The organism is Brachybacterium sp. UMB0905 (assembly GCF_002871795.1).
Taxonomy (GTDB): domain Bacteria; phylum Actinomycetota; class Actinomycetes; order Actinomycetales; family Dermabacteraceae; genus Brachybacterium.
In genome coordinates this window covers 25,114-36,698 of the sequence record NZ_PNHL01000019.1, presented here as the reverse complement: position 1 = coordinate 36,698, position 11,585 = coordinate 25,114, and the positions used below count along the sequence as shown (strand labels likewise).

At 69.9% G+C, this 11,585-nt stretch carries 11 protein-coding genes; 1 reads left to right on the top strand and 10 read right to left on the bottom strand.

Features of this window, described 5'->3' with window-relative positions; translation table 11 throughout:
* Positions 1-522: 522 nt before the first annotated feature.
* Entirely contained in the window at positions 523-1,236 is a 714-nt protein-coding gene (locus CJ197_RS13710; RefSeq protein ID WP_102237304.1) for a demethylmenaquinone methyltransferase, read from the bottom strand.
* Positions 1,237-1,358: 122 nt separating this feature from the next.
* On the opposite strand from CJ197_RS13710, the gene serC reads away from it, so the two are divergent.
* Positions 1,359-2,516, top strand: a complete 1,158-nt coding sequence (gene serC, locus CJ197_RS13705) for a phosphoserine transaminase (RefSeq protein WP_102237303.1) — start codon at positions 1,359-1,361, stop codon at positions 2,514-2,516.
* Here serC and CJ197_RS13700 read toward each other — a convergent pair.
* The 9 genes from CJ197_RS13700 to CJ197_RS13660 all read right to left on the bottom strand — a co-directional run bounded on the left by CJ197_RS13700 (position 2,476) and on the right by CJ197_RS13660 (position 11,563).
* Entirely contained in the window at positions 2,476-3,102 is a 627-nt protein-coding gene (locus CJ197_RS13700; RefSeq protein ID WP_233190978.1) for a MarR family transcriptional regulator, read from the bottom strand. The genes serC and CJ197_RS13700 overlap by 41 nt on opposite strands.
* The gene (locus CJ197_RS13695; protein ID WP_102237302.1) at positions 3,099-4,595 is read right to left on the bottom strand and encodes an NCS2 family permease; all 1,497 of its coding nucleotides are present in this window, start codon (positions 4,593-4,595) and stop codon (positions 3,099-3,101) included. Before CJ197_RS13695 ends, CJ197_RS13700 begins: the two co-directional genes overlap by 4 nt.
* A 46-nt stretch (positions 4,596-4,641) precedes the next feature.
* Positions 4,642-5,439, bottom strand: coding sequence for a glucosamine-6-phosphate deaminase (gene nagB, locus CJ197_RS13690; RefSeq protein WP_102237301.1), 798 nt, complete (start codon positions 5,437-5,439; stop codon positions 4,642-4,644).
* Positions 5,440-5,686: 247 nt separating this feature from the next.
* The gene (locus CJ197_RS13685; protein ID WP_102237300.1) at positions 5,687-7,060 is read right to left on the bottom strand and encodes an NAD(P)/FAD-dependent oxidoreductase; all 1,374 of its coding nucleotides are present in this window, start codon (positions 7,058-7,060) and stop codon (positions 5,687-5,689) included.
* An 81-nt stretch (positions 7,061-7,141) separates the two neighbouring features.
* The gene (locus CJ197_RS13680) at positions 7,142-8,098 is read right to left on the bottom strand and encodes a Ppx/GppA phosphatase family protein (protein WP_102237299.1); all 957 of its coding nucleotides are present in this window, start codon (positions 8,096-8,098) and stop codon (positions 7,142-7,144) included.
* The gene (locus tag CJ197_RS13675; RefSeq protein WP_102237298.1) at positions 8,095-8,682 is read right to left on the bottom strand and encodes a DUF501 domain-containing protein; all 588 of its coding nucleotides are present in this window, start codon (positions 8,680-8,682) and stop codon (positions 8,095-8,097) included. The genes CJ197_RS13680 and CJ197_RS13675 overlap by 4 nt, the downstream gene beginning before the upstream one ends.
* Entirely contained in the window at positions 8,679-9,356 is a 678-nt protein-coding gene (locus CJ197_RS13670; RefSeq protein ID WP_102237297.1) for a septum formation initiator family protein, read from the bottom strand. Before CJ197_RS13670 ends, CJ197_RS13675 begins: the two co-directional genes overlap by 4 nt.
* A 31-nt stretch (positions 9,357-9,387) precedes the next feature.
* Positions 9,388-10,671 (bottom strand): phosphopyruvate hydratase, encoded by a 1,284-nt coding sequence (eno, locus tag CJ197_RS13665; RefSeq protein WP_102237296.1) that lies wholly within the window; start codon positions 10,669-10,671, stop codon positions 9,388-9,390.
* A gap of 67 nt (positions 10,672-10,738) precedes the next feature.
* Entirely contained in the window at positions 10,739-11,563 is an 825-nt protein-coding gene (locus CJ197_RS13660) for a MazG nucleotide pyrophosphohydrolase domain-containing protein (protein ID WP_233190982.1), read from the bottom strand.
* Positions 11,564-11,585 lie beyond the last annotated feature (22 nt).

The window sequence follows — 11,585 nt, the reverse complement described above, 5'->3', positions numbered from 1 at the left end:
GTTGTCCATCAATAATTGCCATACAAAATATGGCATCAACAAACAGACACGCTATTGAGATATCAAACAACACGCGCACTCGGAAACCCGAGCCGATCAGGCTCTTCGCTCCGGGGCAACCCCACCAGATTAAGCCAGCCACTCACCGCGAGTCAAATCGATCCGATGTGATCCGAACCGCTTCCCAACTCACGCCCTAGAGAAGCCGACCCCGAACCAGACCCATCGGAACCAACTCTGCGAGCCGCTCCGATGCCCCGGTTCAGCGGGGCACGAGGAAGAACATTACGGGAGGTGGGCGAGAGGGTCAAGCTGGAAGCCCTGGCCAGAGGGGTGATGCCCGCTACATCTCGGCGAGCCGGTCTCAGCCCTGCGCACTTCACCGCCGCCCAGCAGCTCCAACGCCACCCCGGGAACAACAGCACGCTAGGGGACACACCTGCAGCGCGCTGCCCACACCAGCGGGACTTCCCCCGCACCCGCGTCACCTCACCCGGGCCGTAGCGCCTACGAGCCCGCCTCTCAGCTCTCGAGCACGGAAGCGTCGGCCACGCGCCCGCGGTGGAGGGCGACGATCCCACCGGAGAGGTTGCGGTGCTCAACCTGCTCGAGCCCCACGTCGTGGAACCATTCGCTGAGCTCTTCCTGATCAGGCCAATCGAGGATGGACTCGGCCAGGTACTCGTACGGGCTGGCCTCGTCCGTCACGGCAGAGGCTGCGACAGGGATGGCCCGCAGCAGGTACCGCTCATAGAGAACGCGGAACGCGGACCAGGTGGGCCGGGAGAACTCGCACACCACCACTCGGCCGCCCGGGCGCACCACGCGCGTCATCTCGGCCAGGCCCCGACGGGGATCCTGCACATTGCGCAGCCCGAAGGAGATCACCGAAGCGTCGAAGGTGTCATCGGCGAAGGGCAGGCGCTGGGCGTCGGCCCCCACGAACGGCACCGGGGCGCCCCGTCGGCGTCCCTCCCGCATCATGCCGAGCGAGAAATCCGCGGCCACCACCCGGGCGCCTGCCTTGGCGATCGCCGTGGCGGAGGTTCCGGTGCCACCTGCGAGGTCGAGGACCGCATCGCCCTCGTGCAGGTCGAGTGCATCGACCATGCGGTCACGCCACATGCCCACCTGCCCCAGAGCGGCGATGTCGTTCATGAGGTCGTAGCGCCGCGCGACACCGTCGAACATCGAGGCGACATCGGTGGGCTGCTTGTCCAGCTGGGCACGGCTCATGCTCCGATCCTCGCACGGGTGGGCCAGGCGGTGGACCAGCCGCGCCGTGATGGCGAGACGCTGGGATGATGAACCTGTCGCCGCATCCGGCGGCTTTGCCGTGACGCAGGAGGAAATCTACGATGACCGATGCCCGCACTGCCCGCGCCGACGCGATCCGCGCTCTGCAGATCCCCGCCGAGCTGCTGCCCCGTGACGGCCGCTTCGGATCCGGTCCCTCGCGCGTGCGTGATGAGCAGCTGCAGGCGCTGACCTCTGCGGGCCGCTCAGTGCTGGGGACGAGCCATCGGCAGGCGCCGGTCAAGCAGCAGGTGCGCCGGATCCGGGAGGGCCTTCAGGCACTGTTCGACCTGCCCGAGGGGTACGAGGTGGTGCTCGGCAACGGCGGGTCGACGGCGTTTTGGGACGTAGCCGCCCTGGGTCTCATCGAGCGGCGCAGCCAGCACTTGGTGTGCGGGGAGTTCTCCGCGAAGTTCGCCGCCGAGGCCACGGCCGCCCCACATCTGGCGGACCCCATGGTGCTGCGCAGTGAGCCCGGCACGCGGCCCGCCCCGGAGGCGAGCACGGAGGTCGATTCCTTCGCCTGGCCACACAATGAGACGTCCACCGGGGTGATGCTTCCCGTGCAGCGCCCCGCGGGGGCACGTGATGACCAGCTGGTGCTGGTGGATGCCACCTCCGTCGCCGGCGCCGCGAAGGTGGACATCACGCAGACGGATGCCTACTACTTCGCGCCGCAGAAGGCCTTCGCCTCCGACGGCGGGCTGTGGATCGCGATCCTCTCCCCCGCGGCGCTTGAGCGGGCCGAGCGCCTGGATGCCGCGCAGGACCGGTGGATCCCCGAGTTCCTCTCCCTCACTGCGGCGATCACGAACTCCCGCAAGGATCAGACGCTGAACACCCCGGCGGTCGCCACGCTCGTACTGATGGCCGAGCAGATCCAGTGGATCCTGGACCAGGGCGGCCTGGCCTGGGCCGATGAGCGAACCCGCACCACCAGTTCGCTGCTGCAGGAGTGGGCGGGGCGCCGGGAGGAAATCACCCCGTTCGTGGCCGATCCTGCGGCGCGCTCCCAGGTGGTGACCACCCTGGATGTCGATGAGCAGATCGATGCCACCGCGATCACCGCGGTGCTGCGGGCGCACGGCGTGGTGGACGTGGAGCCGTACCGCAAGCTCGGCCGCAATCAGCTGCGGATCGCAACCTTCCCCGCGGTGCCTGAGGAGGATGTGCGCGCGCTCATCGCGGTGCTCGATCACGTGCTCGACGCGACGGCCTGAGCTGCTGCTCGTCGCGCCGCTCGAGCAGGGTGCGGGTCAGCACCGCGCTCGCGGCCTCGATGTTCTCCCGCTCGGCCGGGCTCGCCGCGGCGATGCGTTCGCGCAGCCAGGCGTTGCGCTCCTCGCGTCCGGCCAGCACGGCCTGCACTCCGTGGTCGGTGAGGGTCACCCACACCTGTCGGCCATCCTCGGGGTGGGGGCGGCGCACCAGCAGATCCATCTGCTCGAGCCGCACCAGCATGCGGGTGATCACCGGTGGGCTGACGCGTTCGAAGGCGGCGATCGCTCCGGGGGTGGAGCCGCCGCTGCGGTGGAGGTAGGCGAGCACCGAGAACTGCGAGGCGGAGATGTCCTGTGAGGCGGTGCGGGTGCGCAGGATCCGCGAGGACACCAACAGCAGGCGCTGCAGGTCCGCGGCCAGCTGGATCGCAAGCTGATCCTCGGCGCCGCGATCTTCGGCAGCAGGTTCCGCGGCGCCACGTCCCTCAGCGCCCCGTTCCGTGGCTCCAGGCTCCGCAGCCCGAGATACCTCGCTCTGCAGCTCTGGGCTCCGGGCCCCGCTGTGCTTCGCGCCGCCGTCGGTCACGTCAGCAGTCCCTCGATCGCCCCGCGCAGGAAGTACGCCACGAACAGCACGGCGATGAGGTACATCAGCCAGTGGAACTCCCGCGCCTTGCCGCGCACCAGGCGGATCAGCACGAACATCACGAAACCGGCGCCCATGCCCACCGTGATCGAGTACGCGAAGGGCATGAGGATGATGGTCAGGAACGCGGGCAGCGCCACCTCGACGTCGGTGAAATCCAGCTCGGTGATCTGGGTCATCATGAGGAAGCCGACCATCACCAGCGCCGGGGTCGCCGCTTCGTAGGGCACCAGCGCCACCAGCGGGGACAGGAACGTCGTGAGGAGGAACAGCACGCCCACGACGATCGCTGCCAGGCCCGTGCGCGCCCCTTCGGCCACACCTGAGGCGGATTCGACGAAGCTCGTGTTGGAGGAGACGCCGCCGACGCCGCCACCGATCGCCGCGACGGAGTCGACGATGAGGATGCGCTGGGAGTGCGGGATATCCCCGTCGGCCGTGATCAGCCCACCGCCGGAGGCGACGCCGACCATCGTGCCCATGGTGTCGAAGAAGTCCGCCAGCAGCAGGGAAAAGACGATGACGCTCGCGCCGATCACCCCGGCCGCGGTGATACCTCCCCACGGGTCGACGGTGAACAGGGTCGCGAAATCGGGGATCTGGATGGGGAATTCGCTGACGGTGGGCACGTTCATGGCCCAGCCGCCGGGGTTCCCCGGGTCATCGGGCGTGGCGGGGGCATGGGCGCCGAGCCCCATGAACCGCTCGATGAGGATCGCCAGGACGGTGGCGGTGACGATGGAGATGAGGATGGCGCCGGGCACCTTGCGCACCCACAGCACGAGCATCAGCAGCAGACCGGTGACGAACACGAAGGTGGGCCAGCCGGTGAGGGATCCGTCATTGCCCAGCTGCACGGGGGTGGCCCCGGCGGCGGTGACGAAGCGAGCGTTGTACAGGCCCAAAAACGCGATGAACAGCCCGATGCCCACGCCGATTGCGGTCTTCAGGAACGGCGGGACGGCATCGAACACGGCCTTGCGGAAGCCGGAGAGGACCAGCAGGAGGATCACCACACCCTCGAGCACCACCAGGCCCATCGCCCCGCCCCAGGTCATGCCCGGCAACGGGACCACGGAATAGGCGAGGTAGGCGTTCAGGCCCAGGCCCGCCGCGAGCGCCAGCGGGAACTTCGCCCAGGCGCCCATCAGGATGCTCAGAACTCCGGCGATCAGCGCGGTGCCGGCGGCGACGGCGGGCAGGTTCGGCTCGGCGCCGCCGCCCAGGTATTGGCCGGTGGAATCCGGGACGGTGCCGATGATCAGCGGGTTCAGCACCACGATGTAGCACATCGAGAAGAACGTGACCAGGCCGCCGCGGATCTCACGGGCCAGGGTGGAGCCCCGCTCGGTGATCAGGAAGTAGCGGTCCAGCGCGGAGGGTTCGGCCGTCCGGGCGGCCGACGGGGAGGAGGAGGGGTCTGACTGCTGCATGGCCGAATCGTATCGACGATCCGCCGCGCCCCTCCTCCGCGCCCGGTCAGCGAGCAGCGGTGGAGGACTGCTCTGTCTCGAGAGTGTGCAGGTGGCGGTAGTAGTCGGCGAGCTCCAGGCGGGAGGCGGCGGCTTCGTCGATGACGACGACCACATCGGGGTGCATCTGCAGCATGGTCGCGGGCCAGCGGGCGCTCACCGCCCCCTCGACCATCTGGGCGATGGCCTCTGCCTTGTGCTCACCGCTTGCGGTCAGCACGATGCGGCGGGATTCGAGGATGGTGCCCACGCCCTGGCTGATGGCGCGCACAGGAACCTCATCGGCGGAGGTGAAGTAGCGGGAGTTGTCGGAGATGGTCTGTGGGGTCAGCCCCACCACCCGGGTGCGGGAGACCAGGGAGCTGCCGGGCTCATTGAAGCCGATGTGCCCGTTGGAGCCGATGCCGAGGATCTGCAGGTCCACTCCCCCAGCCTGCTGGATGGCCTGGTCGTAGCGCACCGCTTCGGCCGCCGGATCAGCCGCAGCGCCGTCGGGGGAATGCACCTGTGCGGAATCCAGGTCGATGTGGTCCACGAAGTTCTCGCGGATGAAGCGGTGGTAGCTCTGCTCGTGATCGGCGGGCAGGCCAATGTATTCATCGAGCAGGTAGGCGCGGCTGCGGGCGAAGCTGAGGCCCTCCTCGCGGTGCCGACGGATCAGCTCGGCATAGGTCGGGACCGGGGAGGAGCCGGTCGCCAGGCCCAGGGTGGCGCCCTGGTCACCGGCGTCGCGCACAGCGCGTTCGAAGAGGTCGGCGACCACGCGGGCGCCGGCATCGGCGTCGGGGACGATATGGATCTGCATCGGGCTGCTCCCATCCGGGCACCGCGCCGACCCATCGGCCCCACGGTGCTCAATCATGCTCGTTCGGTGACGTCACCGAGCATACTTGCCGACGACGCACCGCCCGCGTCGCTGGTCCCGCGAGCACCGACGTCGCGCACGATCCACAGCACCGGGACCGACGACGGGGCGCCGCCGCGCTCGCTGCGCGACGGCGCCCCGTCAGTTCCCGGCGCGGCGAACCGCACCCGCGAGGCTCAGCCCCGGATCACTTCTTCTTCCCGGTGTTCGCGGCGTACTCGAAGGCCGCTCGCGGGGTCTCCACCTCCGGGATGCCGATGATGTCGCGGCGGGAGATGAGGTTGGTGGCCCAGCCGGCGATAACCGAGGCCTTCCGCCCCAGGGTGGGCATCGCGTAGACGTGGTACGCGCGGGCCATGGCCCAGGCCGGCAGGCCGCGCACATCGATCTTCTTGTCGCCCAGCGACACCAGAGCCACGCCCTTGTACATGCCCAGCGTCGCCATGACGCCGAGGTTCTTGTGGTAGTAGTCCACCAGCGGGCGGCCCTGCACGGAGCGGGCGATGTTGTCCGCCAGACGCTTGGCCTGACGCACCGCATGCTGGGCGTTGGGCGGGCAGAACTTGCCCTCGCCGGAGGCGAGATCCGGCACCGCGGCGCAGTCGCCGGCGGTGAAGACGTCGTCCAGGGGACCCTCGGCTCCGTTGACGCGCAGATCCGCGAGGGCCTGCACCTTACCCATGAGGGGGCCGCGCTCGGTGACGACCGGCAGGTCCGAGGAGTCCGGATCCGAGAGCACCGGGTGGGGCTTGACGCCCGCGTTCCACACCAGCAGATCGGACTCGAACTCGTCGCCGTCGCTGGTCTTGATCACGCCGTCCTCAGCGGAGTTGAGGAAGGTCTCGAGCTTGACTTCGATGCCGCGCTCGCGCAGCTGGGCCAGCACGTAGGCGCGCTGCTCCTCGCTGAGCTCGGGGAAGATGAACGGAGCACCGTCGACGAGCACGAAACGGATATCGGAAGCGTGCAGGTCCGGGTAGTAACGCAGCGCGTCACGGACCATGTCCTCGGCCTCCGCCACAGCCTCGCCGCCGGCGAAGCCACCGCCGATGAAGGTGAAGGTGAGCAGGCGCTTGCGAGCCTTGGGGTCGCGGGTGGTCGCAGCCTCGGCGAGGTTGGCGAGGATGCGGTCGCGCACCGCGGTCGCCTCCTCGATCTGCTTGAAGCCGATGGCGTTCTCCGCCAGGCCCGGGATGGGCAGCAGGCGCGGCACCGCGCCCATGGCCACCACGAGGTAGTCGTAGGTGATCTCGAGCTGCTCGTCATCCTCCGCGGTGACCACCACGGTGGAGTCCTGGGTGGAGATGCGGGTGACGGAGCCGGTGACGACCTTGGTGCCGGTGAGAATCTTGCGCAGCGGCGCGAGGACGTCGCGCGGGTGGATGCTGCCAGCGCCGACCTCGGGCAGGAACGGCTGGTAGGTCATGTAAGGGCGCGGGTCGACGACCGTGATCGCCACCTCCGCACCGAGGGTCTTACGCAGCTCGGACGCGGTCGTCAGACCGACGGAACCGCCTCCGAGGATGAGGACGTGGGGCTTGCCGCCGAAGTTGTTGGTCATAGGGCAAGAGTATGGCCGTCTGCCGGTCGGATCCAAAAACCCTCCAGGTGGCGGGATCCGGGTGAGAGCTGGGGCCGACGCTCAGCCGCGCCGCTCCAGCAGGTCCAGGGCGATGCCGTCGAGGATGTCGTGCTCGCTCGTGCGGACCGTGGTGATCGATGTCGCGGCGGCCACGCGGTCGATCACCTGCGACCAGATCAGCGCGCCGGCGCCGATGACGTCGATGCGCCCGGGGTGGATCAGGCGGTGGCGCGAGCGTTCCGCGCGGGTGGCGCCCAGCAGGCGATCGCACTGCTCGCGCATCTGCGCGGTCGTGATCTCCGCGCCGTGCGTGATGTCCGGCTGGTACTCCTCCAGACCGAGCGCGACGGCGGTGACGGTGGTGACGGTTCCGGCCACGCCCACCAGGGCGACGGTGCGCTCGAACGGGATGTCCTGCTCCGCGCGGTCCAGGGCCTGCGCAATGTCCGCCTGCGCCGCGGTGATCTGCTGCAGGCTCGGCGGGTCGTCGGCGAGATGACGCTCGGTCAGGCGCACCGAGCCGATGTCCAGGCTGATCGCATGGCTGGGGGTCTGCTCGCCGAGCACGAGCTCGGTGGAGCCGCCGCCGATGTCCACCACCAGGCGCGGCCCCGCGGGCAGTCCCTCGAGGGTGGAGACTGCCCCGCGGAAGGACAGCTCCGCCTCTTCGGGACCGGAGATCACTTCGGGGCGCACTCCGAGGATCTGCTCGATGCCCTCGATGAACACCTCGCGGTTGGCAGCATCACGCGTGGCGGAGGTGGCGGCGAAGCGGATGTCCTCAACCTCCACGCCGTGGTGCTCGATCAGGCGCGCGTAGCGGCGGGCCGCATCCAGGGTGCGCTCGACCGCGACGGGGTCGAAACATCCGGTGCGATCCACTCCGAGTCCCAGGCGCACCATCTCCAGGTGGCGCTCGAGGTCCACGGGGGCGGCGGTGGGGTCATCCCGCCGCGCGATCAGCAGGCGAATGGAGTTGGTGCCGCAGTCGATCGCGGCGACGGGGGCGCTGCTCATCGGGCGGACTCCGAGGCGTCCTCGGGCTGCAGGGCGGCCTGTGCCTGCTCAGAGGGCGAGGCCTCACAGCGGCAGCCGAGCTCACCGCCGGTGATGAGCTCGAGGACCTCATCGCCGATGGGGTTCACCCCAGGCCCCTCGGCGAGAGACTGCGCGGCCAGGGCATGCAGGCATTTCACCCGCGTGGGCATTCCCCCGGCGCTGACCTCGGCGACCTCCTCGGCCTCGCCGATCTCGGCGCGGCGGGCGAGGTACCGCTCATGGGCGCGGCGGTAGCGCTCCCCCAGCTGCTCGTCGGTGGCCACGCGCTCGCTGAGCTCGGCCATCATCCCGGTGGCCTCGAGGCGGGAGAGCTCGAGGGTGAGCCAGGGCAGGGTCAGGTAGAAGGAGGTGGGGAACGGGGTGCCGTCCTCGAGCCGCGGCGCCGTGCGCACCACGGCGGGGCGACCGCAGCCGCAGCGGGCGGCGATCGAGACCACGCCGCGCATGTCACGTCCCAGCTGCTCGCGCATTACGGCGAGGTCCTCGCTGCTGGCCGGGCTCTCCTGAGGCAGGGGCTCGCACGGCTGGGCGGGGCTGCTCATCGCTCCTCCTCGTCGGTTGATTCGGGCTCGTCGGGGATGTCCTGTGGGGTCAGGCGGCTGGATCCCTCGACGCTCTCCCACAGCAGGGTGAACCATTCCGCATCAGCGCGCTGTTCCTCGGCCTGCTGGGCGGCGGTCAGCGGGACGTCCCGGCCCGAGGTGTCGGTCAGCCGGTACTGGGTCTCGCCCGGCATGGCGAACAGCAGACGCTCCCGGGCGCGGGCCGCGACGTAGGCGGGATCCTCCCATCGCGCCACCTGGGCGCGCAGATCCTCGACCTCCTGCTCCTTGGCCGCCACCTCGGCCTCCAGCTCGGACAGCTGCTGGCGCTGGGTGACATAGGAGTTGACCGTGGGGACCAGTGCCGCGAGCGCCACGACCACAAGGGCGACGAGCGCCAGGGTGCGCCGTGTGATGGTGATCCCCGGCGCCTCCTGCTCGGGGCCGCGGGGACTGGTGCGGGCCGGTCGCGCGGCCGCGGCAGGTCCGCGCCGCCGGGCGCTCGTGGAGGGGCGCGACCGTGCGCCGCTGCGCGTCGAGCCGCTGCGGGAGGTGCTGCCCGCGCGCGAGGTGCCGCTGGGGGTGCTGCCGGTGCGGGGGGCGAAGCGCCGCTGCCCGGACGCACCGACCGGGCGCCTCGCAGGTCGCGGGGCGCCCGGTCGTCTGCTGCTCATGCGGGAAGGATACGACCTCCCGCTGGGCGCATCAGAGTGCGAAACGCGGGAAGGCGGAGGCGCCCGCGTAGACCGCGGCGTCGCCCAGCTCCTCCTCGATGCGGATCAGCTGGTTGTACTTCGCCACGCGCTCGCCGCGGGCGGGGGCACCGGACTTGATCTGGCCGCAGTTGGTGGCGACCGCGAGGTCCGCGATGGTGGTGTCCTCGGTCTCGCCGGAGCGGTGGGACATCATCGAGCGGAAACCGTTGCGGTGCGCGAGGTCCACGGCGTCCAGCGTCTCGGACAGCGAGCCGATCTGGTTGACCTTCACCAGCAGGGCGTTGGCGGCCTTCTCGGCGATGCCGCGGCCCAGGCGCTCGGGGTTGGTGACGAAGAGGTCATCGCCGACCAGCTGGACCTTCTCGCCCAGCTGCGCCTGCATGGTCTTCCAGCCCTCCCAGTCCTCCTCGTCCAGCGGATCCTCGATGGACACCAGCGGGTAGTCGGCGACCAGGCCGGCGTAGTACTCGACCATCTCGGCGGCGGTCTTCTTCTCGCCCTCGAAGGTGTAGGCGCCGTCCTCGTAGAACTCGGAGGCGGCGACGTCCAGGGCGAGGGCCACGTCCTTGCCGGGCTCGAAGCCGGCCTTGCGGATCGCCTCGACGATGAGGTCCAGCGCCTCGCGGTTGGACTCGAGGTTCGGGGCGAACCCACCCTCATCGCCCAGGCCGGTGGCCAGGCCCCGGTCCTTCAGCACGGCCTTCAGGGCGTGGTACACCTCGGCGCCCATGCGGGTGGCCTCGGCGAAGGTGTCCACGCCGATGGGGGCGATCATGAACTCCTGGATGTCCACGTTGGAGTCCGCGTGGGAGCCGCCGTTGAGGATGTTCATCATCGGCACGGGCAGGATGTGCGCGTTGGGGCCGCCGACGTACTGGTACAGCGGCACGCCCGCGGAGTCCGCGGCGGCGCGGGCCACGGCGAGGGACACACCGAGGATGGCGTTGGCGCCCAGGGAGCCCTTGTTCTTGGTGCCGTCGAGCTCGATCATCAGCTGGTCGATGGCGCGCTGCTCCTGGACGTCCATGCCGAGGATCTTCGGCTGGATGTCGGCGATCACGGCGGAGACGGCATCCAGCACGCCCTTGCCGAGGTAGCGCTCCTTGTCACCGTCACGGCGCTCGACGGCCTCGAACTGGCCGGTGGACGCACCCGAGGGCACGGCGGCGCGGGCGAAGATCCCGTCATCGAGCAGGATCTCGACCTCGACGGTGGGGTTGCCGCGGGAATCGAGAATCTCGCGGGCGTGAACGGCATCGATCGAAGCTGCCATGGGCTGTTCCTTCCTTCGGTGTGAAGTTCCGTCACGGCCGGTCGGCGCTGACCGTCCACCCGCCAGTCTAGGGGGTGCGGCTGCGCGGATCGGCTGCGTCGGTCCCGGGGTGCGCGGCGAGCCGGGAGCGGGTGCGGCGCAGCAGGGTGCGCAGCGCGGCTTCGGGATCCACATCGCGGGCCTCGGCGGCGACCACGAGGTCCAGCAGGGCTCGGGCGATGTCCGCCCCGGCATCGGGTTCTTGAGCCGCGGTCTGCTCGGCGACGGCATCGGCGGCAGCGAGCAGCTCGGTCAGCCCGTCGGCGCTGCGGGAGCGGTGCACGGTCTTCGCGGCGGTCTGCAGGGCGGGCAGCTGCGCGGGGATGCCCGCGAACCAGGCAGCGCCACCCTCCGCTGCTGCGCCGACGGGCTTCTCCGCGGCTTTGACCGCGTGCCATTGGGCGATGATCTGCTCAACGTCCTCGCGGTTCTCGAGCGCCTGCTCGGTGTGCTCCCCGAACACATGGGGGTTGCGCCGTTCCATCTTGGCGACGAAGGCCCGCGCGACGTCATCCACATCCCAGGCCGGGTCCTCATCCTGACCCACCCGGGCATGGAAGAGGATCTGGAACAGCAGATCTCCGAGTTCATCGGGCAGGGCACGCGGGCCGTGAGAGGCGGGGTCCTCGATCACCTCGAGCACTTCGTGGGTCTCCTCGAGCAGGTACCGCGCAAGCGAGAGGTGAGTCTGCCGATGGGTCCAGGCATCCCCGTGCTCCCCGGCGAGCGCATCCATCACCTCCACGGCACGCAGCAGCTGGGCGCCGCGCGGCGCAGGCTCGGGCGCGGTGCCGGTCTCGGGCGCGGTGCCGGCGTCGGGCGCGGTGCCGTGGTCGGGGCGGGGAGCGTTCATCTCATCCACGCCTTGACTCTAT

Coding starts and splice junctions, on each gene's coding strand:
- CJ197_RS13675 (WP_102237298.1), bottom strand. CDS start 8,682: ATGAGCAGCCCCGCCCAGCCGTGCGAGCCCCTGCCTCAGGAGAGCCCG.
- CJ197_RS13685 (WP_102237300.1), bottom strand. CDS start 7,060: ATGACCAACAACTTCGGCGGCAAGCCCCACGTCCTCATCCTCGGAGGC.
- CJ197_RS13695 (WP_102237302.1), bottom strand. CDS start 4,595: ATGCAGCAGTCAGACCCCTCCTCCTCCCCGTCGGCCGCCCGGACGGCC.
- CJ197_RS13680 (WP_102237299.1), bottom strand. CDS start 8,098: ATGAGCAGCGCCCCCGTCGCCGCGATCGACTGCGGCACCAACTCCATT.
- CJ197_RS13660 (WP_233190982.1), bottom strand. CDS start 11,563: ATGAACGCTCCCCGCCCCGACCACGGCACCGCGCCCGACGCCGGCACC.
- serC (WP_102237303.1), top strand. CDS start 1,359: ATGACCGATGCCCGCACTGCCCGCGCCGACGCGATCCGCGCTCTGCAG.
- CJ197_RS13670 (WP_102237297.1), bottom strand. CDS start 9,356: ATGAGCAGCAGACGACCGGGCGCCCCGCGACCTGCGAGGCGCCCGGTC.
- CJ197_RS13710 (WP_102237304.1), bottom strand. CDS start 1,236: ATGAGCCGTGCCCAGCTGGACAAGCAGCCCACCGATGTCGCCTCGATG.
- eno (WP_102237296.1), bottom strand. CDS start 10,671: ATGGCAGCTTCGATCGATGCCGTTCACGCCCGCGAGATTCTCGATTCC.
- nagB (WP_102237301.1), bottom strand. CDS start 5,439: ATGCAGATCCATATCGTCCCCGACGCCGATGCCGGCGCCCGCGTGGTC.